The sequence below is a fragment of the Microbacterium sp. NPDC088619 genome, assembly GCF_044752825.1.
Taxonomy (GTDB): Bacteria; Actinomycetota; Actinomycetes; order Actinomycetales; family Microbacteriaceae; genus Microbacterium.
The window spans coordinates 2,101,095-2,125,394 of record NZ_JBIVLZ010000001.1 but is presented as its reverse complement, the minus strand read 5'-3'; the positions used below and the strand labels follow the sequence as shown (position 1 = coordinate 2,125,394).

General features: G+C 64.5%; 22 protein-coding genes. 16 read left to right on the top strand and 6 right to left on the bottom strand.

From position 1 onward, the window contains the following. Positions 1-8: 8 nt before the first annotated feature. Positions 9-683, bottom strand: a complete 675-nt coding sequence (locus ACIP5T_RS10290) for a helix-turn-helix domain-containing protein (protein WP_120227543.1) — start codon at positions 681-683, stop codon at positions 9-11. Positions 684-731: 48 nt separating this feature from the next. Here ACIP5T_RS10290 and ACIP5T_RS10285 point away from each other — a divergent pair, with 48 nt between their 5' ends. Together ACIP5T_RS10285 and ACIP5T_RS10280 are read left to right on the top strand one after the other, a co-directional pair. Further along, positions 732-1,484: an MIP/aquaporin family protein gene (locus ACIP5T_RS10285; protein WP_120227542.1), complete on the top strand. Its 753-nt coding sequence runs from the start codon at positions 732-734 to the stop codon at positions 1,482-1,484. An 11-nt stretch (positions 1,485-1,495) separates the two neighbouring features. Then, positions 1,496-2,878, top strand: coding sequence for an FAD-dependent oxidoreductase (locus ACIP5T_RS10280; RefSeq protein WP_120227541.1), 1,383 nt, complete (start codon positions 1,496-1,498; stop codon positions 2,876-2,878). Between the two features lie 174 nt (positions 2,879-3,052). Here the strand turns inward: ACIP5T_RS10280 and ACIP5T_RS10275 are convergent, their stop codons facing one another. Then, positions 3,053-3,364 (bottom strand): thioredoxin family protein, encoded by a 312-nt coding sequence (locus ACIP5T_RS10275; RefSeq protein WP_120230188.1) that lies wholly within the window; start codon positions 3,362-3,364, stop codon positions 3,053-3,055. A 146-nt stretch (positions 3,365-3,510) separates the two neighbouring features. Here ACIP5T_RS10275 and ACIP5T_RS10270 point away from each other — a divergent pair, with 146 nt between their 5' ends. Further along, the gene (locus ACIP5T_RS10270) at positions 3,511-3,870 is read left to right on the top strand and encodes a helix-turn-helix transcriptional regulator (protein ID WP_201468909.1); all 360 of its coding nucleotides are present in this window, start codon (positions 3,511-3,513) and stop codon (positions 3,868-3,870) included. Next, the gene (locus ACIP5T_RS10265; RefSeq protein ID WP_120227539.1) at positions 3,867-4,514 is read left to right on the top strand and encodes a cation diffusion facilitator family transporter; all 648 of its coding nucleotides are present in this window, start codon (positions 3,867-3,869) and stop codon (positions 4,512-4,514) included. The genes ACIP5T_RS10270 and ACIP5T_RS10265 overlap by 4 nt, the downstream gene beginning before the upstream one ends. 670 nt (positions 4,515-5,184) lie before the next feature. Here ACIP5T_RS10265 and ACIP5T_RS10260 read toward each other — a convergent pair. The 3 genes from ACIP5T_RS10260 to ACIP5T_RS10250 form a co-directional block, all read right to left on the bottom strand. Then, positions 5,185-5,817: a hypothetical protein gene (locus tag ACIP5T_RS10260; RefSeq protein WP_400862844.1), complete on the bottom strand. Its 633-nt coding sequence runs from the start codon at positions 5,815-5,817 to the stop codon at positions 5,185-5,187. Positions 5,818-5,908: 91 nt separating this feature from the next. Beyond that, positions 5,909-6,547, bottom strand: a complete 639-nt coding sequence (locus ACIP5T_RS10255; RefSeq protein ID WP_400862842.1) for an RES domain-containing protein — start codon at positions 6,545-6,547, stop codon at positions 5,909-5,911. Next, positions 6,544-7,317 carry a hypothetical protein gene (locus ACIP5T_RS10250; protein WP_400862840.1) on the bottom strand — a complete coding sequence of 258 codons (774 nt, stop codon included), beginning with the start codon at positions 7,315-7,317 and terminating at the stop codon, positions 6,544-6,546. The genes ACIP5T_RS10255 and ACIP5T_RS10250 overlap by 4 nt, the downstream gene beginning before the upstream one ends. 435 nt (positions 7,318-7,752) lie before the next feature. Here ACIP5T_RS10250 and ACIP5T_RS10245 point away from each other — a divergent pair, with 435 nt between their 5' ends. Continuing rightward, on the top strand, positions 7,753-11,334 hold the full coding sequence (locus ACIP5T_RS10245; RefSeq protein ID WP_400862839.1) for a hypothetical protein: 3,582 nt from the start codon (positions 7,753-7,755) through the stop codon (positions 11,332-11,334). 49 nt (positions 11,335-11,383) lie between these two features. Here the strand turns inward: ACIP5T_RS10245 and ACIP5T_RS10240 are convergent, their stop codons facing one another. Next, positions 11,384-12,034, bottom strand: coding sequence for a hypothetical protein (locus ACIP5T_RS10240; protein WP_400862838.1), 651 nt, complete (start codon positions 12,032-12,034; stop codon positions 11,384-11,386). 237 nt (positions 12,035-12,271) lie between these two features. On the opposite strand from ACIP5T_RS10240, the gene ACIP5T_RS10235 reads away from it, so the two are divergent. The 11 genes from ACIP5T_RS10235 (at position 12,272) to ACIP5T_RS10185 (ending at position 24,296) form a co-directional block, all read left to right on the top strand. Then, the gene (locus tag ACIP5T_RS10235) at positions 12,272-13,114 is read left to right on the top strand and encodes a hypothetical protein (protein ID WP_400862837.1); all 843 of its coding nucleotides are present in this window, start codon (positions 12,272-12,274) and stop codon (positions 13,112-13,114) included. Between the two features lie 147 nt (positions 13,115-13,261). After that, complete coding sequence (locus ACIP5T_RS10230; RefSeq protein WP_400862835.1) at positions 13,262-13,747, top strand: heme-binding protein; 486 nt, start codon at positions 13,262-13,264, stop codon at positions 13,745-13,747. Positions 13,748-13,757: 10 nt separating this feature from the next. Further along, a complete protein-coding gene (locus tag ACIP5T_RS10225; protein WP_400862834.1) occupies positions 13,758-14,513 on the top strand; it encodes a GntR family transcriptional regulator in 756 nt (251 codons plus the stop codon). 75 nt (positions 14,514-14,588) lie between these two features. Continuing rightward, a complete protein-coding gene (locus ACIP5T_RS10220; RefSeq protein WP_400862833.1) occupies positions 14,589-15,830 on the top strand; it encodes an ABC transporter substrate-binding protein in 1,242 nt (413 codons plus the stop codon). A gap of 22 nt (positions 15,831-15,852) precedes the next feature. Next, a complete protein-coding gene (locus tag ACIP5T_RS10215; RefSeq protein WP_400862831.1) occupies positions 15,853-16,734 on the top strand; it encodes a carbohydrate ABC transporter permease in 882 nt (293 codons plus the stop codon). Continuing rightward, positions 16,731-17,573, top strand: coding sequence for a carbohydrate ABC transporter permease (locus tag ACIP5T_RS10210; RefSeq protein WP_400862829.1), 843 nt, complete (start codon positions 16,731-16,733; stop codon positions 17,571-17,573). The genes ACIP5T_RS10215 and ACIP5T_RS10210 overlap by 4 nt, the downstream gene beginning before the upstream one ends. Beyond that, positions 17,570-18,781, top strand: coding sequence for a mandelate racemase/muconate lactonizing enzyme family protein (locus ACIP5T_RS10205; RefSeq protein ID WP_400862827.1), 1,212 nt, complete (start codon positions 17,570-17,572; stop codon positions 18,779-18,781). The genes ACIP5T_RS10210 and ACIP5T_RS10205 overlap by 4 nt, the downstream gene beginning before the upstream one ends. A gap of 1 nt (position 18,782) precedes the next feature. Then, positions 18,783-19,736, top strand: coding sequence for an aldo/keto reductase (locus ACIP5T_RS10200; protein WP_400862825.1), 954 nt, complete (start codon positions 18,783-18,785; stop codon positions 19,734-19,736). A gap of 10 nt (positions 19,737-19,746) precedes the next feature. Then, positions 19,747-20,760 carry a Gfo/Idh/MocA family oxidoreductase gene (locus ACIP5T_RS10195; RefSeq protein ID WP_400862823.1) on the top strand — a complete coding sequence of 338 codons (1,014 nt, stop codon included), beginning with the start codon at positions 19,747-19,749 and terminating at the stop codon, positions 20,758-20,760. Between the two features lie 165 nt (positions 20,761-20,925). Then, entirely contained in the window at positions 20,926-22,653 is a 1,728-nt protein-coding gene (locus tag ACIP5T_RS10190; RefSeq protein WP_400862822.1) for an RICIN domain-containing protein, read from the top strand. Positions 22,654-23,006: 353 nt separating this feature from the next. Then, entirely contained in the window at positions 23,007-24,296 is a 1,290-nt protein-coding gene (locus tag ACIP5T_RS10185) for an ABC transporter substrate-binding protein (RefSeq protein WP_400862820.1), read from the top strand. Positions 24,297-24,300 lie beyond the last annotated feature (4 nt).

The following is a 24,300-nucleotide window of genomic DNA, read 5'->3' as shown; positions in this document are numbered from 1 at the left end:
GTTGGGTTTCAGCTGGCGGCGAGCCGGGGTGCGAGTTCCGCGATGCGGCGCTCCAGCTCGTCGTAGGCGGTGTCGAAGGCGTCATCGGTGCCGATCCGAACGGGGTCGGGGATCGACCAGTGCAGGTGTCCGATGGCGCCGAGTTCTTCGTGGGCGCTGTCGCACACCGTCACCACGAAATCTGAATCGGTCAGGACCGAAGTCAGAGCGCGGGGTGCCTCATCGTGCAGCGCGAGAGTGTGGCGATCGGCAGCGGCGACTGCGCCCGGATCTATCCGCCCCGTCGGGTGCGTTCCTCCCGACGTCGCGGGGATACTGCTGCGGGTCGACCACAACGCCGCGGCGAGCTGCGACCGGGCGGAGTTCGCCGTACAAACGAACACGACGCGATCTGCGCGCTCGACCCGGCCGGGTGTGAGCCCGCGGAGTGCGTTATCTGAGAGGTGAACGTAGCTGCGCCGTCTATCGGCCTCCGAGCGGGACCGCGAGACCATCCCCACCGACTCCAGCACGTTCAGATGATGGGTGACGAGGTTCGAGGGAAGGCCCAACGCCATTCCGATTTCGGTGGGCGAGAGGTCGCCCAGCGTGAGACGATCGACGATCCGCAGGCGAGATGGGTCGCTCAGCGCAGCGTGCTTCGCGGCGCGCACCTCCACCTGGTCAGTTCGTTCAGTGTTCATTGTCTCAATCTTGACTGAAGTACCCCGTTCGGGTCAAGATGAGCCGACATGAAAACACCTCACCCCGCCCTCGCACGGCCACACCTTCTGCGCCGAGCTACCGCCGAGTTCCTTGGAACTGGTCTGCTCGTCACTATCGTGGTGGGTTCCGGTATCGCCGCGCAGCGGTTGTCCCCGGATGATGTCGGCCTCCAGCTGCTGGAGAACAGCCTGACCACTGCCCTCGGTCTGACGGTGCTGATCCTGATGCTCGGGCCAGTGTCTGGCGCGCACTTCAACCCCGTGGTGACGGTCGCGGACTGGCTGCTTGGCCGCAGCGCCAGCACCGGGCTTCCGTTGCGCGACGTCGCTGCGTACGTGCTCGCGCAGATCTTCGGCGGCATCGCCGGCACCCTGCTAGCGGGGGTCATGTTCGACACCGGCCCCGGTTTCTCGTCCAACGACCGGGCCACAGGCGGGCACCTGGTCGGGGAAGTGGTCGCCACTGCAGGGCTCGTGCTGCTGATCTTCGCTCTCGCCCGCACCGGAAAGGGGTCGGTCACGGCCGCCGCGGTCGGTGCGTACATCGGCGCGGCCTACTGGTTCACCAGCTCCACATCGTTCGCGAATCCCGCCGTCACGATCGCTCGCATGTTCACCGATACGTTCGCCGGTATCGCACCGTCGTCTGTGGCGCCGTTCATCGCTGCACAGCTCGTCGGGGCTGCCATCGGCCTCGCACTGCTCCTCGCCCTCTATCCAATCGCCGCCCGCACGGCCGGCGACGTCGTGGTTCCTCAGAAACTCGAAACCCAGCCCTGAAAGGCGCCTTCATGCATCTTGTAGCGATCGGCGGAAGCGACGCCGGAATCTCCACCGCCCTCCGGGCCCGTGAACTCGACCCGTCCGTCGATGTCACAGTCGTCGTGGCCGACGCCTACCCGAACTTCTCGATCTGCGGCATCCCGTACTACTTCTCCCGGGAGGTGCAGCCCTGGCAGTCGCTCGCCCACCGCACCCACGCGGATCTCGAAGCCACCGGCATGAACCTCCGGCTTGACACCCTCGCCACCAGCATCGACGTCGACAGCCGCCGGCTCACCGTCCGCGACGCCGACGGCACGGAATCGACCATCCCGTACGACGAGCTCATGGTCGGCACGGGGGCAGCGCCGTCGACAGCCGGAATATCAGGGCTTGACCAGCTCGGCCCCGACGACGGCGTGCACCTGCTGCACTCGATGGGCGACACGTTCGCGCTCGAGAAGTACCTCGACGAGCATCAGCCCGAGACGGCGATCATCGTCGGAGCTGGCTACGTCGGCCTCGAGATGGCCGAAGCCCTCACTGTGCGCGGCCTCCAGGTCACCCAACTCCAGCGCGGCCCCGAAGTCCTCTCCACCCTCGATCCCGAACTCGGTTCCCTCGTACACGACGGACTCACCCGCCACGGCGTCGACGTCCTCACCGATACCCGCGTCGAAGCTGTCACACGCGACGCAGGACGAATCACTGTTGCAGGAACCCGAGACGGTGACCCGTTCTCCCGCACCGCTGACGTGGTGCTCGTCGTCGTCGGCGTACGGCCCAACACCAGCCTTCTCACCGCAGCCGGTGCAACCACGGGCGCGGGCGGCGCTGTGGTCGTCGACGATCGGATGCGCACCGGCCTGCCGCACGTTTGGGCGGCCGGCGACGGAGTGGTCACTCATCACCGCCTCCTCGGTGTCACGTATCTCCCGCTCGGCACGACCGCCCACAAGCAAGGCCGCGTCGCGGGCGAGAACGCGATCGGCGGCGACGCGCAGTTCGCCGGGAGCCTCGGCACGCAGGTCGTGAAGGTCTTCGACCTCGTTGCAGCTCGCACGGGCCTCCGCGACCACGAAGCAGCTGCCGCAGGCTTCGCACCACACAGTCACACCGCGATCGCGGATGACCACAAGCGGTACTACCCGGGAGCGACGCCCATCAGCATCCGCATCACCGGAGACACCCGAGATGGCCGTCTGCTCGGCGCGCAGCTCGTCGGTACCCGCGGTGCGGAGATCTCGAAGCGCGTCGACACCTATGCCACAGCGCTGCATCACGGGATGACGGTCGCGGCGATGAGTGATCTCGACCTCTCCTACACCCCTCCGCTCGGCTCCCCGTGGGACGCCGTCCAGGTCGCAACCCAGGCGTGGGAGCGCGAAACTCGGACGAGCGCTTTGGTCTAAGTCGCCCTGAGGCCGGCTCCCGCGCCGAGAGCCTAGCTAGGCAGGTGGTCCCGGCGGAGGCGCAGTGCTACCCACCAACCGCATCGTCGACAGATGAAAGCACCCCCGTCGCCTAGGGCGTGCAGTTTCTTTCGTGGCAGATGCCGGCCGCAGCACGTGCAGGCGGTATTGAGTTCAGTCGACATGAGCGTCGATCGCCTCTCGGATCTGTTCAACCGTCGGCATTCCCGCTAGCCCAGTGGGTGTGCTGTAGATACGGCAGGCCAAATCGCTGCTGCGATCCGAACCCGGGAAAAGATCGTTCCCATTCAGGGTGATCGTCGGGGAGCCTGCAAACGGGACTGCTGCGGCGTCTTCTTCGGTTCGTATGAGCCGGTAATGCAGAGTTGATTCGTCGCGCCCTGTCGCTCGGAGCGCCTCCGAAACGCGACGGCCAGCCTCAACCCAACTGGGGCAATCAGCGATGTGTAGCAGCTCGATCTTCATGGTTCCAGGATCCTCTTTTTCGATGCTCAATCTCGGTAGGTAGGTGCCCCTGCTGGAAACGATGAGCATGTGTCTCCGTTCACAGGTGCCCGGCGGCTGACGAGTATGCTTTGAGCATAGGTCACTGATGACTGTATAGTCATCGTATGCTGACTATTGCCTCTCGGCTCGACGTGATGAACCGTCTCGGTCGGGCCATGGCTGATCCCACCCGTTCCCGCATCTTGATGTCGCTGCTCGATGCACCGAGCTACCCGGTGGTCTTGTCCCGGTCCCTTGAGCTGTCCCGGTCGAATGTCTCGAATCACCTGACATGCCTCCGTGATTGCGGCATCGTAGTCGCGGAGCCCGAGGGGCGGCAGACGCGCTACGAGATCGCAGACCCGCACCTTGCAGCGGCTCTGAAGGCACTGGTCGACGTAACGCTGGCCGTGGATGAGAACGCACCATGCGTTGATGCCTCTTGCGCCGTTCCCGGATGCTGCGCTGTCGGAGCAGACGCATGAGCGCGCCGATGACGGCAGCACGGCGATCGACACTGCACCGTCGGGTGCGCTTCATCGTCGGGTTCACGATCTCGTACAACGTCATTGAGGCGATCGTCGCGATCTGGGCGGGAACCCTGGCATCGTCAGCCGCGCTGATCGGCTTCGGACTCGACTCGGTTGTCGAGGTGCTATCCGCCGCGGCGATCGCTTGGCAGTTCACCCGGAAGGACCCCGAGCGCTGGGAGAAAGTCACCGTTCGAGCGATCGGACTGGCGTTCTTTGCTCTCGCTGCTTACGTCACCGTCGACGCGGTGATGAGTCTGATTAGCCAGGAAGGCCCGGAACACAGCCCCCTCGGACTGGGCATCACCGCCCTGAGCCTGATCGTCATGCCGCTGCTGGCATGGTTCGAAGTACGCACCGGACGTGAACTCGAATCCAAGAGCGTGATGGCCGACGCGAAGCAACTGATCCTGTGCATCTATCTCTCAGGCGCAGTGTTCATCGGCCTCATCCTGAACACGCTGTTCGGCTGGTGGTGGGCCGACTCCGTCGCTGCACTCGTCGTCGCCGTTCTCGCGATCCGTGAAGGCATCGAAGCATGGCGCGGGGACGTCGAGTCTCCGTTCGAGGTACTCGAAGATCTCGACAACGACGACTGACACCAGGCTGAACCTCTGCCGGCCGCAAACGATCGTTTGCGGCCGGGGATCCTCGGTGCTGGTGGGAAGCGCGACACGCCGTGCCTCGCTCCGCCGTAACCCCCTGCCGAAACCGTAGGGCACCGAAACAGGTGATGTGTGGGTTTCGGCGCAGGCTCTGTCAGCAAGAAAGCACCCGTAATCGAGGTCTAGAGGTTCACTCGTCAAACCGTCGTCGCTCATGGGCCAGTCTGAAGATCTGACTCGTCTGCGTGACCTCAGCTGGCTGCATTGCCATCCCGAGGGTGGAGCGTCAGGTTCGTCACGCGTTGTGGCTTGCCCGCAGGATCAGCGCCGCACACCGCTGTCAATCTCCCGACACTTGCTTTAGCCCGGACTAAGTCCGATCGAGCGGCGGGTAATCCGATGTAAAGCGGTTAGTCCGATCTAAAGACGTAACTCACACTAGTTTCTTGTCAGAATCGCGGTGAAATCGGACTAAATCCGATGTAAAGCGAGAATCAGGTGTTCCCGCCGCTCGTGTTCCCTGGTGTTGAGATCATACGGGCGGAGTCTGACATTCACTATTGTGGCCTCGCTTCCCCGGAGCTTCTGCGGCCTCGCCCAAACGTCGTGACAGGTGCCGACTCGAAATCGGCCGGTTCAACGCCCATCGAGGCGCTCCGGTTCATCACCAGTCGCTCTCGTTCTCCGGCTGTGGTCCGGCGGCGTACATCTCGGTGATCCCATCGAGCATGCCTCCCAGGAGCTCGAACTCGGTGTCGATGAGGGCGACTAAGTCGAGGAAGTCGAGACTCTCCTGGATGTCGGGCATCTGCCCGGAGTAGCGAAAGGAGGTTCCTGTGCTGTCCGCTTCATGCAGAAGAAGCAGCAACTCCTTGATCGATTCTCGAAACGGCTCATCCGTTTCCAGGGCGTTGTAGTGACCTATCAACTCGTTCATCAAAGCGTCAAGGTTGTGACCCAGGATGCGAGACGTTCGAAGTCGCTGCTCGATTTTCGCTGCCGCAAGGTCCGGGTTGCCCGACTCATGAAAGCGTCGACGCAATGACGCAAATTCTCGGATCATGGCCTTCAGTCGGAGTTCGAACGCCTGCCGATAGAGCGTCAAGAATGGCAGAAGCATGGTGTCATCGATTGGCTCCCCTCTGAAGGTCCCGGCAAGGCGCCCGGCAGCCTGCTGAAAGCTCGCCGCGAGGAGCGCATCGTCCTGGTAGGGATAGCGGAAGATCAAGCGGTCGTACCGGTTGCCGGGAGCCTTAAGGAATAGGGACGTGGGCTCGCTCTTGCCGCTCTTGCGCATCCTCGATCGTCGCATCGCGTACGTGGTCGGCGCCACCCTAGAAGCAGAACTGCACAGTCGCATGCGCCCTGGCAGCAGCGAACGTCTACTCCTACTTCTTGATCCGATAGCCCAGTTTTCTTGCGGCCTTCGCGAGGTAGATGTTTGCACTCGAGGAGTCCAGGCGAGTGTGCACCAACGGAAGTAGAGGGAACGAGTCCTCGGCGCGGGTGAATAGGGTCACCATCGGACCGAAGTCAATCGAGGACATGTGGTAAAGGCCATCGATGTCCGCGCCGAGCTGGTCGTGGATCGCGTTTGCCCAGGTCCGCGTGTACCGTTTAGGCCCCATCTGAATCGAAGCTGTCGTGCCGTTGACCACGGGCCAGTTGCTGGTGAGATCCAGCAGCTTCAGTTCGCGGGTCGGCCGCCAGGCAGCGAGGGTGCTCCCACGAGCGTGCCTGTTGATGAGTCGGCGCCTCTGAAATACTTCGCCGAGAGCTGTGGTGGATCTACCGGCGGTGTACATCACGCCGTACTTCGCGTGGTGCTGCTGTGGCTCGGGATGCGGGTCGAATCGCATGGTTTCGACCGGCCCGAAGTGCCGTAGCTCATCCCATGCCTGCGGGTGAGCGCCCCTCGTGGCGAAGACGCGCCAGAGGACCCCGTCGTAGGTCTTCAGGTGCTCGCTGGCGTCGAGGGTGAGCGTCGCTGGTGGCGTGGCCGGGACCTTTGCGTTCGCCCGGCTCACGTGACGTCGGCGTTTTCAAGAATCCCCACCACGGGTGCGGGGTCCTTCGCGGCAGCCAGCCACTCGATTGGTGTCATCCACTCGTTGCGATCATTGGCGTCGTCTGTCGGCCGCAATTCGTCTTGCGGCGTCGTCATGAAGCCCTCGACGTCGGCGGGATCCCAGTCGGATGGGATCGCTCGGACGAGCAGGGGGAGGTGGGGGATCGTCGAGGCCTTCTCACCGGGAATGAACTGCCATCGAGGGTAGAGGCGGATCCTTCCCGCCCGGAAGCCGTACAGGGTGTTCTTGCTTTGGCGGTGACGCACACTGGAGGCATCGATGCCGAGTAGCGCTGCGACTTCAGATGCGGTGTACGTGTTGGTTAGGGCGCGCACGTGAGTCTCGCGCTCTAGTTTGGCGAGCCCACCGCTGGTGACGAATGCTGCTGCCTCGGCGAACTCCTCCGGAGTGAAATCACCGGACTCGATCAGGAAGCTGGCCTCCTGCTCCGTGAGGCCCAGCTCAGTCGATCGACGGTCGGTCATGGCATCTGCGAGCTCGTCGATGAGTGCGTTGAACACGGATACGTCGATGTTTGTGGTCTTCGCGACCTGCGCAAGGCGCTCGACACCGGCTTGCACGTCGGTCTTTGCCGGGGCGTTGGTCGCCACGACGAGCTTCGGTTTCCCGTCGAGGAATCGACCTGTCACAGTGCCGCGGCCCACAGCGATCTCGCGACCGGCGACGCGCGCCGAGGCGGCACGGGCGCGACTCTTCTTCACGACCATCTAGCGTCCTCTTATCGTCATCCGGTTAGCGCGTACACGCATTATCTTACGTGCGCTTTTGCGTGTATGCACCCCGCACGGCGTCCAGCTGAGAGCGGTCAAGCGCTCCCTGGCACCAGAGCAGTGGCGCTGATGGAGACATATCCTCCGCTCATTCAACGCGGCGCCCCGCCGCTCAGCCACCTTCCTCCCTGGCGCGCAGAGTCTTCCACGGCGGCAATCAGCGCGGATGTCGCCGGCCTGCGCTTGAATGCTTGCGTGGGGAAGAGTAGAAAATCTCGTGGGAACAAGCGGTCTCGATCTCAACCGCGGGCGGTCAGCGCCACGCAATGGGGGCCAGACGCACTCGAACAGGCCTTTTCAGCGTACGATCCGGGTGAGCTTTGGGTGTTGATGTTTGCGGCGGCCGCGTCCCCGGCTAACAGACATCGATCGGTGACGTTGGGAAGCAGCTTCGCGGCCGCACTACGCGCCTCCGCCGCTCTGACATCAGACGAGTACCAGCCGCTGCCGTCGATCCAAGCACTGTCCGATCTAGCGGCTACCACCTATGGGATCGGCCCGGCGCGTGAAGACTTCATCCCCACTGACCCGACCCGAACAGCCTTCCTCGCCGTCGGCTCTGAGTCGCTGCGTGCAGTTCCTGGCCTCACCGAACGGCCCGTCGCTGATCTCACGCGCGCGCTCAGAATGGCCGAAGCGGTGGACGATCGGCTCCGCAGGCGATTTCGATTCGGTATCGCGAACGTAGTCAACTTGGCAATGAGGTACGGCGATCTCTGTGTCCGCCACCTTGCGGACGCGTGGGTGCCAGTCCCGGACCTCGAGCTCAGCGACGAAGTTTCATTGCCGGACGCTGAGTACGAAGCGACGCGCGCCTTCCTCAACATGGACCCCGTCGACCACATCGAACTCGACGATGCTGACAAAAGGGCGTTGGAATGGATGACGAACTCCGCGGGTGGGGCCGCGTTCGATATCGAGAGCCCGTCCAGTCCATTCGGGAGGTTCCTCCGCTTTGGCGACTCCGCTGGCGGATTCCGATGGGTGCCGCCACTCTTCATTCCAGAGATCATGGCTCATGCCGTCCAAGAATTGGTATCCGCGCTCGATCGAGACGGGCATGCGCGACGGGCACTCCGGAGTTCTTGCCTGAACCAGATCCGCCAGGCCCTATGGCGCTTTTCCGACAGCTTGATCGAAGCCCCTCCCAGCAGCGAAGGTGTCGATTCCCCGCTTCGAGGGATCGACGTTCAGTGGCTGGTGCCGGTGAACGCATCCACCTGCATAGCTGTCTCGGTCATTTACGTTCCCGATCTGGGGTCTACGCCACCGCCGCGCATCGGCTCAGTGGATCTGGCGAAACAGATGAGGTCGCAATCCGGCCCAGTTTCGGTGCGCATGGCGGGCGGGCGACAAGGAACCATCAGGCCGGGCGCGGAGGTCATCCCACTGACGGTGTTCGCCGCGGCCGGCCACATCGCTGTGCCGCAGGCGGTCGGCGAAACAAACCTCGCGCTCGAAGACCTGACCTGGATCTCAGAAACGGCCACGTCCCGCGATGATCTCTACGCATTCGCGCGGGATCTGAGCGCTCCCGATTTCCCCGAGAGTTTCGGGTGGGAGGCGATCAACTACTGGGAGCCATGGAAGGCCAACGGCAAGTCGTTCTTCAAGGGCGGCGTGGTACCTACTGCCGTCTACTTTGAAGCGCATGCGGGCGAGGCCGAGTGGGATCGAGCGGTAGAGCTCTCGGATCTCGAAGTGGCGCTCCACAGGGTTGGGCTTCCCCCGATTCGAGACCTCCGAGCAGCTGAGGTCGCCCCGGGACCCGTCGCAAATGTCGCGATGATCGCTGGTGACTCCAAGTACGATGCAACCCGCGGCGTCGCCACCGCGCCTGGTGTTGACGGGTGGTCCCTCGCTCTCACCGAACCCCCCGTTGCGGTGCCACGGGCGAGCGTGGAGAAACTGTCTGCCGATCACCGACGGTTTATCTTCGACTTATGCGGCGGGCTAATCTACGGCTTCGCTGCGCTTGGTGATCGATGGCGTTCCGCGCACCAGGCGAACGATGTGCCCGGATATGTCCTCTATCTCCACACCTCGGAAACGGCCTCGGGTGAACCGTCCGGCGTGGTCACGCCGTATCTCGACCCGCATGCGCGTGCCGTCGATGAACCAGTCAACTTTTTGTGGCGCATCGATGTCGAGGGATTCGCAGATTCGGCGAATGGAGATCCGCACGCGGCGAATGTCCTAACAGGGGACGCAGTGTTCGATCTGCTCCGCGCGGGAGGCGTGGATATCGAAGCGGCGGCGGCGTTCCGCGACCAGTGGCGCACAGCGAAGCCCTTTCTCATCTTGGAGATGAAGCAGGCGCGGACCACTCTCAATCACCTGCCTGATCCGTGGCGTCTACGACCCTCTGACGAGAGCCGCATGGTCGCGGCTTTGGGGCGACGACTCCACGGTGCCGACGTCGAACCGGGAGAGTACCGAGCGGAGGACGCGAATCGACTTATCCGCGAGCATCTTGCGCCCCTTGCTCTCGAAACTCTGATGGAAGGAATCAAGAGACACGACGCGAGCGAGGTGGTGTTGACGGGGATGGAGCAGCTGGCGAGGGTGATGGACAGCGCTATTCATCAGCAAGACGATCTGTCCCGAGTCGCAGCGAATCTCGCGACCGAATGGGATCCGCTCACCCGCACAGCCGAGCTCTCGGCGGAGACACTTCAGCTTCGTCAGTGTAACGAGATCGTGGTGGAGGCTGCCTTGCGCATCCTGGACAATCCGGCGGCGGTGAAGCCGATCACTCCTCAGGCGTGGAGCGGTCTTCTTGCCGCCGCAGATGCGTACCTCACCGCGACCACGCTGAGTGAGCGGATGTATCACCAAGTCGCGCCCGCAGTCATCAACCTCAGCCCAATGTACGAGCTGGCCGTCGACGACGATTCGCATCCCGACGCATCGGCGTGGGGTCTGCGAAACGACGAACTGAGCCGCGCGGCCGCGAGCGTTCGGCTGCATGGCACTCGAGATGACGACTCGCTGCAACAGGCGAACGAAGGAGACGACGTCGAGGGCGCTTTCCAGCAGGCATGGGGGGCGACGTCGCAGGACATGCTCTCCACCCTCGCCGCACTCGCAAAGTGGGAGACCTTCGAGCCGGGCAGGACGACCGCGCACGTCACCGTGGCCGAGGCAACAGCATGGGTCTGTGACGCGCTAGGCCCGGGCGCGGATGAGTCGCAGAGAACGCGTGTCGAAGCCGCTATCGGGATGCTCACGAGCACGGCTGTTCAGATGCAAGCCGTGGATTGGAAGCCCTGGCAAACGCGCACACGGCGTCATCGGCTCCTCGTGCAACCGCTCGTGCAAGACTCGGACGGAAGACTCATTGTTAGCCCGCAGTACTTGCTGACGTCCTTTCAGGTCTACTACCGCCACCTGCTCCAAGGAGTTCTTCCCTGGGCGGGGGACGTTCCGCAGCCTGTCACGGACGCGCTTGCGGACCGCCGCGCGCGCCGCAACATTCGGTTCGAAAGGTTCCTGCAAGACCGGCTAGAGCAACTCGGATACACCACGGTCGCCCGCGTGAAACCGAACGACCACGCGCGACTCGGCGTGCCGATGCTCACTACCGAAGTTGACCTCGTGTGCGGACGCCCTGGCGACAGCACCCTGTGGCTGATTGAGGCCAAAGACCCCGCATCAGTTCACGGATTCGCCGAGACGGCGCGCCAACTGCGCTCGTTCTTCCGGGACCAGGTAGGGACCCGCGCCACCAAGCCCTGCTACACCACGCAGTTGGCCCGCAAGGAGAGTGAACTGGCGCCCCACGTTGCGAGCATCGCAGCGCGCCTGGGACTCGGCGACCCCCCGCAGGGGGAGCAGTTCCACCTGAGCACCCTCTTCGTAACGCGCAATCTCACTCCGGCAATCTACGTCGACGAGCGGTATCGGGTTGAGACGGCGACTGAGTTTCTTGCAGCTCGAAATCAAAATCCCTAGGCGGCATGCGAGCGGCGGCTAGTACGACGTCGTGGCATTAGATTGACCTCTATCGCCACTTTTGGGCCTCGATGATCTGCGCCAGAGCATCCACGTCGCCGCCGCGCCTGAACCATTCCACGGGGCTGTGCTGTCCTTCGGCGACCATGGTCGACTGCGGCGTCGCCATCAGAGCAGATACCGACACCCATCCCTTGTCTTTCACAATGTCGATGATCTCGGTTAGGTGCGGCAGGAGTTTCCCCGGCGAGGAGAGGCTGAACTGCCACGACGGAAAACGCCGGGACTGCGCAACATCGACCATGTACAACTCGCCACGGTCGGCGGCGGCGAAGAGTGATTCCTCGTCCATATTCAGGAAGGCAGCGGCTGCGGATGTTGACATGGTTTGAAGCACGCTCGTCAGAAGAGTGCTCGCTGCACTCACCACAAGACCCCCGCGAGCAACCAGAGTCGATGTCTTCTCGAGCGACTCTGGCGTGAAGGCCTTGGACCGGATGAGATAGCTGATCTCCTGCGGCGTCAGCTCTTCCTGATCCGCGATCGGTCGCTCTGCGAGCAGCTGGTCAGTCAGCGCTCGAACGATGAAGTCCCCGTCGGCGCTCAATCGGGTGACGGCGACGGTGAACGCTGCGATCACGTCGGTGGATGGCTGTGCCTGCCAAGGGCGGGCCAGCGGCGTCTCATCCGAGGTATCCATGTGCCACAGCGTAGATGAGGCTCTGGAAGAAGGGGAGGGTCATTCAGGCGGTTGTGCTTCGATTGCGAGCAAGTACCGATACGAGTGCACGCGACTTGTCGTGGCGGAGCTCGCTTGACGAAAGCATCATCGCGTTGAGGGTTGGGTTCCGCTGCTGTGTAGCCTGGCCTTCGGCCCGTTCCGAGCGCAGCGCGTCTCGGTGGTCGAATTGTCTCAGTGCTCTTTCGGAGGATGTTCGTGAGCGATCGTTGGTGGCTTTATCGCGGCGACACGCAGATCCAGTGGGATCGCAACGACGAGCCTCTCGCGCTTCTCGCAGTCTTCACGGAAGACGACATGCTCGTCGAGGAAGAGTGGCTGCAGGCGTTACGGAGGCTGGACGCCTCGGCATATGGGCCCGACGATGTTGCGCAACAGGAGGCTGACGAGCTGCGCCTTGAGTCGGCTGAGTCGGCGAGGGCGTTTGGATACCAGGCGCGGGCAGTTGCTGTACGCACGCGTTTGGCGCTCATGGGGTTCAGTGCGGAGGCGTGCAGGCGCGAGCTCTTGATGGCGCTGATGGACTCTTTCGACGGGGATGAGCGGCTAGGTTTTCTGCGCGTTGCGGTGGGGAAGAACGAGGATGAGTTCGTCGAAATCCCGTGGACGGGCGTCCTCGACCGGGGCATTGTCGCGTATGAGCAGAATCAAGTCGAGCGACTGACTGATCCGGTGGACCGCGTGTGTGCGGACCAGATCTTCAGTTTCATCGAAGCAGGGGTCGATCGGCGAGTGCTCTTGGCGCTTCAACTCGCATCAGCGGATGATGACACTGAGGTGTGGCTTGACCTGCATGACCTGAGTGCGGCCGGATACTTCGACGAGATCGAGAGCATCACACAACTCGCCATCGACGAGCTGGCCGCCAGTGTGAGCTCCGGCGGCCCCATAATTGTCGTCACTGAGGGCGTAACCGATGCTGCGTTCCTTAAGCGGGCTGCCCGCGCCGGATCCAAGGTCGTCGAGGTCAACACCTCCCACGTCCCCATGATCAGCAAGCCGCTCTCGGTGATCCAGATGATCAAGGACGCCGCCAAGTAGGACTCCACGCCGGACTCGCCGGGCGTCATGCCCGGCGCGTCCGGCGTCAGCGGCGCATCTTCGGTTGTCGGGCATGCGCGCAGATCGTGGAGGAGTCTTTCTGGCGGCACCATCGAGTATCCTGTCATTACCAATGATGGGAGCGGTATGGAGCACACGTTCGTCCGAGAAGAGCTCGCGCGAGTGCGCGCGCAGGCGCAGGTACGGAGTCGTTCCCGCTTCACTCACGCGGATGCCGTCGCGGTGGGGCAGGAGGCCCTGCGCATCGCCGCCGACGGAGCGCTTCCTGTGGTGATCGATGTGCGACGGGGAGACCAGGTCGTGTTCCATGCGGCGCTCGAGGGGACCACTGCCGAGCATGACGACTGGGTGCGGCGCAAGGTGAACACCGCTGTCCGGCATGAGATCCCGAGCTACGAGTTCCTCCTTCGACAGCGGGAATCGGCCCGGGTGCCCGATTGGCTCGATCCCACCGAGTTCGCCGTCGCTGGTGGGGCTGTCCCGGTGGTGGTCGAGGGCAGCGTGGTCGGCACGGTGACCGTATCGGGAATCGTGACATCGCCCGAGGGGGATCACGATCTCGCGATGGCGGCGCTCGGTGCGCTCGAGGCGCCTGTCTCGGTCGGGTCATAGGATCGCTCCCATGGGTGAAGAGTTGCAAGTGATCGATCGACGGTCGCCAGTCCCCTTCTACTCGCAGCTGAAAGCGCTGATGCTCGCCGACATCGCCGCCCGCGGACTCGAGCCCGGGGACCGGATCCCGACGGAGCGCGAGCTGTGTGAAGGGTACGACGTCTCTCGAACGGTGGTGCGGCAGACGCTGCTCGAACTGGAACACGAGGGCGTGATCAGCCGCGAGAAGGGGCGGGGTACGTTCCTCGCGGATCGACGATCATCTGCTGGCTTCGGTGGTGCGCTGATCGGCACTTTCGAGGACATTCAAAGCGCGGAAGGCCACCAGCACTCACGAGTCGTGCGTCGAGGGATCGTGCCGGCGCCGCAGCGCATCGCGGATGATCTGGGGATCGATGAGGGCGTCGAGGTCGTCGAGATAGAGCGCATCCGAGAAGTGGACGGTGTTCCCTGGGCGTTCACCCGGACCCATCTTCCGATCGACGTGGGGCGGCCACTCCTCGACGTCGCCCTCGAAGACGTCTCGCTCTTCGGGATCCTCGAGCGCGAGTTCGGGGTGAGATTCGACAGAGCTCGCCGATCCTTCGTCGCGGAGTTGGCTTCACAGCAGGTGGCGGACGCTCTCGAGGTCGAGCTCGGCTCGCCGATCCTCGCGATGCGGAGCGTGTCCTACGACGAGACCGGGCGCGCCGTGGAGCGCTTCGCCGGGTTTCACCGGGGTGACGTGAGTCGGCTCGATGTTGAAGTGCAACACGCCCGGAGTTGACATCCTGTAATTACCAATTGCATCATTGTCTTGTCGCCCCTACCCGAGGGGCAGTTTCGAGCAATGGAGCAGAACATGGCAATCAAGGCGCGGACAGGAGTCCTCCTCGGCGTCGCGGGTGTCGCCGTCGCCGCAATCGCAGCGACCGTGATCGTGAACGTGGCGCAGAACTCGGGCACCGACGATAACGTCGTCACCTGGTGGGTGCCGGACTGGGACTACGACGCTGCGGTCGCGCTGGTCGATGCATACGAGGCCGACAACCCGGGCGTCAGCGTCGAGCTCGTGCAGACGACCGGAGACACCGTCGCCAATCGCACGGCCGTCGCGCTGGACTCGGGCAACGTTCCCGATGTGATCACGGAGTCGATCTCCCGGGTCCGGACCTACGCCGACAAGGACCAGCTCGCCGACCTGAGCGACCTGTTCGGCACGGAGAGCCCGGCCGACGACTTCGCTCCCGGTCTCGTCGATGCGCTGACCTTCGACGACAAGACCTATGCGATGCCGTACCGTTGGGCGACCAACGCCCTCATCTACAACCCCGAGCTGTTCGCCGCGGCCGGCATCGACGCACCGCCCGCGACCTGGGATGAGTTCGTGGAGGACGCCAAGACGCTCACCTCGGGTGATGTCGTGGGGACCGCCTGGCCGATGCAGGGAGAGCCGAGCGACCTCACCCTGCGATTCCTCGAGTTCGCCGTCTCTGACGGCGCGGACATCGTCGACGGTGCACCGCAGCTGACCGAGGCATCGACGCAGGCCGCTGTCGAGATGATCGGCGGATCCGTCCTCGACGGCTGGGCGAGCCCGAGTTCTTTCGAACTCGACAACACCGCTATCCGCGAACTCTTCCTCCAGGGCCGTGTGGCCATGTACCCGGGTGGTGTCTTCGACGTCGCCGAGGCGCAGTCACAGGGTGCCCCCATCGCCACGGCAGTGCTGCCTGGCCCTGACGGTGCGGGAACGGCGCTCGGTGTCGGATGGGCGCACCTCGTGCCGGCCGAGAGCACGCACCTGGATGCCGCGAAGGACTTCGTCTCGTTCCTCGCGGAGCCCGAGAGCATGGCTGCTCTCACACTCACCTTCCCTGCACGGATCAGCGCGTCCGAGGGTGAGAAGTTCCAGACAGCCGAGCGGGTCGCCTACGCCGAGCAGCTTGCCGAGCACTCGGTACCCGCGCCGAATGATCCGCGCTGGAACGGTTCTGTGCAGGCCGTTCACGACCAGATCCAGGAGGTCGCCCTCGGCCGTAAGACGGCCGAGCAGGCCGCCTCCGACATCCAGCAGATCGTCGACCAGGCGTTCGCCGAGTAACTAGAGACAGATAGCAGAGAAGATGTCGACGCAGAGCATCATCACGGGGACGACCGGCACTCGCCGCCGGTCCGGCCGCCCGGTGGCCCTCATGCTCCCCGCGCTCGTGCTGACCGTCGTGCTGATGGTGGTGCCGATCGGCACCACCATCGTGCGGGTCATCGCGGATGGGGGAGAGGGCCTGGTCCGACTGTTCGCCGCCCCCAGCATCGGGCCCGTGATGTGGAACACCCTGGTGTGGACCGTGGGTTCGGTGATCGGCGGGGTCGTCATCGGCTACCTCGGCGCTCTCGTGCTGCAGTCCAAGCACCTGCGTCTCGTCGGGCTGTGGCGCGGCCTCGTGATGATCCCCTGGATCATCCCGGGTGTCGTCGCAGCGACCGTGTGGCGATGGACGCTCTCGACCGATTACGGCATCCTCAATCAGACACTCCTCGACATCGGTCTCATCGACGCGCCTGTCAGGTGGCTCTCCAACCCCGACATCGTGCTCATCGCGGTGGCGCTCATCCAGATCTGGGTCACCGCTCCGTTCGTCATGCTCATGGTCTCAGCCGCACTCACCGGCATCCCGGAAGAGCGCTACGAGGCGGCCCGGCTCGACGGTGCGGGCAGTGCGACGATCCTGTGGCACATCATCCTTCCGGCGATCCGCACGACCACCGGCATCTGCATCCTGACCCTCGCGATCTGGGCGCTCAACTCGTTCACGATCATCTACGTCACCACAAGCGGCGGGCCGGCCGGAGCGTCCACGATCCTGCCGATCCTGCTGTATCAGGCCTTCCAGCAGGGGGACCAGACCCTCGTCTACGCGGTCGCGTTCGTCCAGCTCGTGATCGGCGCCGTGTTCGCCGTCCTGTTCGCCCGCACCATGCGCACCGATATCGAGGAGCAGTCATGAAGAACCGTTCCCTCGCCCGCAGTCTCGCCGTCATCGGCGTCTGGTTCCTGCTCGCGCTCATCCTCGTGTGGTCGCTCGCCCCCGTCGTGGTGATGGTGTTCACCTCGTTCAAGCCCCGCGAGGAGATCTTCCGGGTCCCCACCCGGCTGCTGCCGGAGGCCTGGACATGGGACAACTTCGCCACCGTCTTCACCGCATCGAACATGCCGCAGGCGCTGCTGAACTCGATCATCGTGGGACTGCTCGTCGCCGTGGCCACGCTGATCTTCTGCTTCAGTGCGGGATACGCCCTGGCGCGCTTCAAGTTCCGCGGTGCGCGGCCCATGGCGCTGTTCATCCTGCTCGGGCAGGTGGTTCCGCTCACCGTCGTGCTGCTGCCGCTGTACCAGATCGTGACGTCGATGCAGCTGCTCGACACCACCATCGGTCTCGCCTTCGCCCACCTCGCGATCACGGTGCCGTTGGTGACCTGGATGGTGCGCAACCAGATCGCGGCCATTCCCGTCGACCTCGAGGAGGCTGCGCAGATCGACGGCGGCAGCCGGTTCGACGCCGTCACCTACATCACACTCCCGATCTGCGCGCCGGGTCTGGTCGCCGCCGGAATGTTCGCGTTCCTGCAGTCGTGGCACGAGTTCCTCTTCGCCTCGGTCATGACCAGCTCGACCGCCGCGCGGACCGCGCCTGTCTCGCTCACCGAGTTCGCGAACGAGTTCAGCGTGGACTGGGGTGCGACGATGGCGGCATCCGTCGTCCTCACCGTGCCGCTCGTCATCGCGTTCGTCGCCCTTCAGCGCTACTTCGTCGGTGGCCTGACCGGAGGGGCGGTCAAGGGATGAGGATCACCGACATCCGCCGCGCCCGCATCGGCCGGAGCCCCATCATCCGGGTGCTCACCGACGAACACATCGATGGTTTCGCCGAGATCGAGTTCTCGAAGCCGGCCGCGGTCGCGCGTTCGCTCGACATGTATCGGGCACTCCTGATCGGACAGGACCCGACCGAGGTCGAGCGCTGCATGATCCGCATCCGCAGGCTCGGAGCGTCGAAGCCGTGGGGAGCGGTCGTAAGCGCCATCGAGATCGCACTGTGGGACATCGCCGGCCGTGCACTCGATGTGCCCATCCACCGCCTTCTCGGCGGCAAGGTGCGAGACCGCATCCGCGTGTACAACGGCGGTATCCGCACGACGCTCGGCAACCACACGCCCGAGGACTACGCCTCGTCGATGCAGTACATGGTGGACTCTCCGGAAGGCTTCTCGATCTTCAAGGAGGGGGTCGGGCTGCACGGGTTCATGGCACCCAACACCCCCGACTTCCTCTACGGCGAGTTGCGGGAGGGGCCGCTGCATCCGAATCGAGGGTCGCTCACGCCTCGCGGCATCGGACACATCATCGACTGCGTCGCTGCGATGAAGGACGTCATCGGCCCGCATCGCCGACTCGCCCTGGACATGGGGCCCGGGTTCACCGTGCCGGACGCGATCACGCTGTTGAATGCTCTCGAACCGTACGACATCGCGTGGGCTGAGGATCTGCTCACGGGAGACTTCGTGCCGTGGAACGATGTGGCCGGCTATCGCGAGGTCACCACCTCGACAGCAGTGCCCACGCACACCGGTGAACAACTCTATCTGCGGCAGAACTTCCGAGAGCTCATCGAGCAGCGAGCGGTGCGCGTGATCGGTCCGGATCCTGGAGATGTCGGAGGTCTCGCCGAGTTCAAATGGATCGCCGAGTATGCCGATCTCCATGGAATCGGGGTCGCTCCGCATGGTGTGAGCAGCGGACTACTCGGCCTCGCCGCTTTGATCCAACTCTCAGCCACGCTTCCCGACAACCTCATCGCCTTCGAGTACCCGGTGTCTGCAGACCCGTGGTGGTACAGCATCCTCGATGGGTTCGACAGTCCGATCGTCGTCGACGGGCACGTGCGGGTCGGGGACCTTCCCGGACTCGGAGTCGAATTCGACCGTGAAGCCGCGTCTGCCTATCTCGAACCCGGCGCCGAGGACTTCTTCGACTGGAACACAAAGGAGAACTGACATGGAGTGGAACCTCCGGCCGCTCGGCGGCACAGGACTGCAGATCACCCCTCTGACAGTGGGCGGTGCTCCGCTCGGCTCGATGCCGAAGAACTTCGGTTACGACGTCGCAGAGGAGCGGGGCGTTGCGACAGCGCTCGCTGCGCTCACCGGTCGGATCCGCTCGATCGACACGTCGTGCGCGTACAGCGACGGTGAGTCGGAACGACGTATCGGGCAGGCGATCGCGCAGATCGGGGGCGTGCCGGAAGACTTCGTGCTTGCGACGAAGGTGACGCGCGACCTCACCACCGGCGACTTCTCGGGCGCGCAGATGCGGCGCGCGATCGAGGGCAGTCTCGAGCGGCTCGGTGTCGATCGTGTGCCTCTTCTCTACCTGCACGACCCCGAGAACACGACTTTCGCCGAAGCCACTGCGCCGGGTGGGCCCGTCGACGTCATCCGTGCGCTGAAGGATGAGGGGATCGCAGGGGCGATCGGGGTCGCGGGTGGCGACACGACGATCATCACGGAGTACGTCGAGACCGGATTCTTCGACGTCCTGCTCACACACAATCGGTGGACGCTCGTGAACCGTCGGGCCGGTCGGATGATCGACACCGCTGTGGAGCGCGGCATGGGGGTGGTCAACGCCGCCGTCCTCGGCGGTGGGATCCTCGCGACGGGAGCAGGATCCTCCACGCGGTACGGCTACCGCGAGGCGCCGGAGGAGCTGCTCGCAGCGATCCGCCGCATCGAGGAAGTGTGCGCAGAAGTCGACGTGCCGCTCGCGGCGGCGGCGATGCAGTTCTCGACCCGCGACCCGCGCATCGCCACGACCATCGTCGGCGTCTCCCGGCCAGAGCGCATCGACGAGAGCGTCGACGCGATCACCCGGAGTATCCCCGACGGACTGTTCGACGAAGTGGACCGTATCGTCGCGGGCCTTCCGTCGGATCTCGCCGGCCCCCGATGAGAGGAATCACATGAGCATCCGCACCGCCGTCATCGGCTATGGAATCGGGGGGAGCGTCTTCCACGCCCCCCTCATCGATGCCACCGGAGGGCTCGAGGTCACGGCGATCGTGACCTCGAACCCCGATCGTGCGCATCGAGCGCGAGAGCGCTACCCCCGCGCTACTGTCTTCGCGGACACTGACGCGCTGTTCGCCGCCGGGGGCTTCGATCTCGTCGTGATCACCAGCCCGAACGTCACGCACGCGCCGCTCGCCCACCGCGCGATCGCGGCCGGAGTCGCCGTCGTCCTCGACAAGCCGATCGCCACCTCGGTGAAGGAAGCGCGGGGGATCGTCGATGCGGCGGAGCATGCCGGCGTTCCGCTGACGGTCTTCCAGAACCGACGATGGGACGGGGACTTCCTGACGCTGCAGGACACGGTCAAGTCGGGTGCTCTCGGCGACGTGCATCAGTTCGACTCGGCGTTCGAATGGTGGGCTCCCGCGCTCGGCGACCGCTGGAAGGACACGGCGAGCCCCTCGGAAGGTGGCGGCATCCTCTTCGATCTCGGTCCGCACCTGATCGACCAGGCGTTGGTCCTCTTCGGAGAGGTCGAACACGTGCACGCCGAACTCGACAGCCGAAGGGGAGGGGCGAGTGATGACGATGCATTCGTCTCGCTCACGCACGTGTCCGGCGTGCGAAGTCGTCTCTGGATGAGTGCGGTCGCACCGGCAAACCGGCCACGATTCCGGGTCGTGGGTTCGGATGCTGTCTTTGAAAGCATCGGACTCGATCCCCAGGAGGCCCAGTCGATCGATGGGATGGCCCCGGATGCGCAGGGCTTCGGTGTGCATGAGGACAGTCGCATGGCGCGGCTCGACAGCTCAACAAAGACAGCTGAGGTGACGTTGCGCGCGGGACGGCACCTCACCTTCTATGAACTGCTTGCCGTGGCCCTGAACCGGTCCGCTGCTATGCCCGTAGACCCACACGACAGCGTGCGCGGCCTGGAGATCATAGAGCGCGCGCTCCTGAGCTGAGAGCTTCTCGCTTCCCGCCATCGAAGACGCAGCTTAGGGTCGATCCAGCCGGTCGTCCGGTGTGCGCCCGACCGAGGCGTACCGGCGACGGAAAGTGTTTCTGAGCTGCGACAGGTTCTCGCTCCCGAGTGTGTGGGTTCATGGATGCGGAAGGGAGTGACTTCAATGTCGAAGCACCGAAAACTCATCACAGGACTCGCGGCCGGGATCGCGATGCTCACCATCAGCGCGATCGGAGCCTCCGGGGCCTCGGCGTATGCGCCGGCGGCGAACACGGTCGTCCAGGCCGTCTCGCAGGCGTCGTGCAACAAGAGCCCCTGCATCCTCTATCCGAAGTCCGTGCAGCTGCCCGGCGGCCGGCTGCTCATGGCATACGAGGAGAGCACCGGGCCGGTGGTCGGTCAGGATCTGCCGGTCTACAAGAGTGACGACAACGGTGACACCTGGCAGAAGCTGACCGACATCGGGTCTCCCGCATCGCAGTCGAACGCGGCGCAGTATGCGGGGCTGACCAGCAACTGGACCAACCCCTACTTCTTTGTCCTGCCCGAAGACCTCGGACCGTACAAGAAGGGCACGGTGCTGCTGTCGACCGTCGCGTCGTCCGGTCAGTCCGGCAGCAACGACCGCTTCCGCTCGGCCATCGTGCTGTGGGCGAGCACCGACTCGGGCGCGACCTGGCAACTGATCTCGAAGGTGACTGCCAGCCCCACGCAGTATTCGGGAGCCCAGGGTGACACCGTCTGGCAGGACCCGGTGTGGGAGCCCTATCTCATGATGCGCAACGGGCGTCTGGTCGTCTTCTACTCCGATGAGCGGGACGCGCTCGGGGCGGATCCGGTCACCGGTGTCGTGCAATTCGATCCGGCGGACGCCTCGTCGCCTGATTCCGGAGGACAGATCCTCGCCCACACCACGTGGGACGGGGTCGGTGCGTGGACGGCTCCGGTTCTCGACGTCGCCGGCGTCACCGAGGTCAAGGACGGCAAGTCCCGTCTGGGGGGAGGGCGCCCGGGCATGACGAATATCGTCCCCACGACCGATGGCAAGTGGCTTCTCACCTACGAGTATTGGGGCGGTGGCGACGACGTGCGCTACAAGATCGTCGACGACCCGCTGAACTTCCGCTCCGTCGGCGGCGCGGCAGGCACAGGTATCTCCGCGCTTCCGGTTCCACCAGGGGCGAATCGCCTCGCCCAGGGCGGAAGCCCGGTGCTCATCACCCGACCCGACGGATCGATCGTCTACAACGCGGCGGGCAGCGGCAGCGTCTGGGTCAACCAGTCGGGTCGGAGCGACGGGATCTGGAAGGAATACCAGACACCGGTGGCTGCGGGCTACAGCCGCAATTTGCAGTACATCACCGCCACCGGACGTATCCAGATCCTGCAGGCGCCCTGGGGCACCGGCCCGGTCACGGCGGGTCAGGTCGATCTCGGCGCCTCCGCCGGCACGTACTACACGCTCGTGAACCGCGCGACGGGAGAGATTCTCAGCACGGAGGCGGACAAGACCCAGGATGCGAACCTCACTGGTGACCAGCCCGACATCATCACCTGGGGTGACAACCCCGTCAATGCCACTCAGCGTTGGCACGCGGTGCAGAAGGGGAGCTCGGTCACGTTCCTCAACAGGGCGGGTGGGCGAGCCTTGGGCATCTGGCAGGGCAATGCATCCGCCGGCGTGCGGATCGCGCAGTGGGTCGATGACGGCGGGGTCGACAAACGGTGGAACCTCGTTCCCACGTCCGACGGCTACGTGCGCATCCAGTCGGCGCAGAACACGTCGCTCTACATGACAGCGGCGGGATCGCACGGAGCGGTCGCCCTGCAGTTGCAGCTCTCGCCGACGAACGACGACCTGCAGGAGTGGAAGCTGGTCCCCAGCAACTGATCCGATGCGAGTGCCAGGACACCGTCACTCGACCGCCTCGGCGGTCGGGTGACGGTGTCTCTGTGTGCGACTCGACCGTGGTCGTCCGCCGACGCTGACCTCGAATGAGCGCCGAAGCAGTGCGACGAGTGCCGGCGACATCCCAGCGCAAGACATCGCGAATCGATGCGAAAAAGTTTCGTGACTTCGGACGATTTCCCGGCCAGTATGCCGGTTAGGTTTTCTCTTGTCCGGCGATGTGGCCGGACTTGCGTCGAGCGGCCCGCGCTGACGCGATCACAGTGCAGAGAGGCATTCTGATGATGAACTCCCGAGTTCGCGGTTCTTTTCGGATCGGTGCTGTGGGTGCTTCGGTGGCGATTGCCGGCGTGATTCTCGCCGGCTGCGCGAGCGGAGCTTCTGCAGAAGGCGGCAACACGAGCAGGCCCGAAGGCGAGATCCACGTCCTGGTCCTCGGCGACGCGGCGGCTTCGGCCGAGCAGGCAGCGGCCGACCGGTTCAACGAGACGTCCGATGTCAAGGTCGTGATCGACACCGGCTCGACGTCCGGCGCCGAATATTCGACAGCGGTGCGTAATTCCATCGGCACCGCCTCAGCCCCGGACATCTTCATGAGCTGGGGAGCGGCGAACATCGCGCCCTTGGTCGACGCAGGCGCGCTGATGTCGCTCAACGACTTCATCGACGAAGATCCCAAGCTCGAGTCCTCGTTCCTGCCCTCCGTCTTCAGCGAAGAGGTCGTCGACGGCGAGTCGTACGGAATCCCGATGCGTGGAGTCGCACCGACCTTCCTCTACTACAACAAGCAGGTGCTGGCCGATGCCGGTCTCGAGCCCGCCACCACGTGGGACGAGCTGCTCGAGCAGGTCGCCCCGCTGACGGACGCCGGCGTGACCCCCATCGGACTCGCCGGCTCCGACAAGTGGCCGACGCAGATGTGGTACCAGTACGTGTTCGACCGCGTCGCGGGTCCGGAGGCCGTGCGTGAGGGTCTTCTCGGCGACGGCGACGTCTGGGACAGCGACGAGAGCCGCGAGGCACTCGACGACATCAAGGAGATCGTCGACTCCGGCGCCTTCGGCAACAGCTTCGACTCGGTGACCTACGGCACCGACGGATCGGCCGCGCTCCTGCGCACCGGAAAGTCGGCGTACGAGCTGATGGGCACGTGGCATTACGCCACCATCGCCGGCGGCGACGAGGAGTTCGTCAAGAACGACCTCGGATGGACCGCCTTCCCATCGATCGGCTCGGACAACGCGACGGACATCGCCGGCAACCTCAGCAACTTCTACAACGTCGCCGCCGACACCCGTTACCCCGACACCGTGCGGGACTTCCTCGCCGAGCTGTACAGCGACGAGTTCCTGAAGGACCAGCTCGCGCTCGGCAACCTTCCGCCGACGAAGAACGCGGCCGACCTGGTCGCCGCCGACACGAGCCTCGACGAGACGAACCGCGAGTTCTTGACCTTCGTGGCAGGCCTCGTCGCCGATGCTCCGGCCTTCCAGCTGTCGTGGGACCAGTTCGTCCCCGCGGCCAGCCAGACGCCGCTGCAGAACGCGATGGCCGACTACTTCAACGGCACGATCGACGCCGACGGGTGGGTCGCCGCCGTGCAGTCCGCCACCGCGGGCGAGTAGTCCA

Excerpts from the sequence above, each read along its gene's own strand:
- ACIP5T_RS10285 (WP_120227542.1), top strand. The coding sequence starts at position 732 with ATGAAAACACCTCACCCCGCCCTCGCACGGCCACACCTTCTGCGCCGA.
- ACIP5T_RS10240 (WP_400862838.1), bottom strand. The coding sequence starts at position 12,034 with ATGGATACCTCGGATGAGACGCCGCTGGCCCGCCCTTGGCAGGCACAG.
- ACIP5T_RS10275 (WP_120230188.1), bottom strand. The coding sequence starts at position 3,364 with ATGAAGATCGAGCTGCTACACATCGCTGATTGCCCCAGTTGGGTTGAG.
- ACIP5T_RS10210 (WP_400862829.1), top strand. The coding sequence starts at position 16,731 with ATGAAGAACCGTTCCCTCGCCCGCAGTCTCGCCGTCATCGGCGTCTGG.
- ACIP5T_RS10225 (WP_400862834.1), top strand. The coding sequence starts at position 13,758 with ATGGGTGAAGAGTTGCAAGTGATCGATCGACGGTCGCCAGTCCCCTTC.
- ACIP5T_RS10195 (WP_400862823.1), top strand. The coding sequence starts at position 19,747 with ATGAGCATCCGCACCGCCGTCATCGGCTATGGAATCGGGGGGAGCGTC.
- ACIP5T_RS10290 (WP_120227543.1), bottom strand. The coding sequence starts at position 683 with ATGAACACTGAACGAACTGACCAGGTGGAGGTGCGCGCCGCGAAGCAC.
- ACIP5T_RS10260 (WP_400862844.1), bottom strand. The coding sequence starts at position 5,817 with ATGCGCAAGAGCGGCAAGAGCGAGCCCACGTCCCTATTCCTTAAGGCT.
- ACIP5T_RS10265 (WP_120227539.1), top strand. The coding sequence starts at position 3,867 with ATGAGCGCGCCGATGACGGCAGCACGGCGATCGACACTGCACCGTCGG.
- ACIP5T_RS10280 (WP_120227541.1), top strand. The coding sequence starts at position 1,496 with ATGCATCTTGTAGCGATCGGCGGAAGCGACGCCGGAATCTCCACCGCC.
- ACIP5T_RS10215 (WP_400862831.1), top strand. The coding sequence starts at position 15,853 with ATGTCGACGCAGAGCATCATCACGGGGACGACCGGCACTCGCCGCCGG.
- ACIP5T_RS10270 (WP_201468909.1), top strand. The coding sequence starts at position 3,511 with ATGCTGACTATTGCCTCTCGGCTCGACGTGATGAACCGTCTCGGTCGG.
- ACIP5T_RS10250 (WP_400862840.1), bottom strand. The coding sequence starts at position 7,317 with ATGGTCGTGAAGAAGAGTCGCGCCCGTGCCGCCTCGGCGCGCGTCGCC.
- ACIP5T_RS10190 (WP_400862822.1), top strand. The coding sequence starts at position 20,926 with ATGTCGAAGCACCGAAAACTCATCACAGGACTCGCGGCCGGGATCGCG.
- ACIP5T_RS10205 (WP_400862827.1), top strand. The coding sequence starts at position 17,570 with ATGAGGATCACCGACATCCGCCGCGCCCGCATCGGCCGGAGCCCCATC.
- ACIP5T_RS10230 (WP_400862835.1), top strand. The coding sequence starts at position 13,262 with ATGGAGCACACGTTCGTCCGAGAAGAGCTCGCGCGAGTGCGCGCGCAG.
- ACIP5T_RS10220 (WP_400862833.1), top strand. The coding sequence starts at position 14,589 with ATGGCAATCAAGGCGCGGACAGGAGTCCTCCTCGGCGTCGCGGGTGTC.
- ACIP5T_RS10200 (WP_400862825.1), top strand. The coding sequence starts at position 18,783 with ATGGAGTGGAACCTCCGGCCGCTCGGCGGCACAGGACTGCAGATCACC.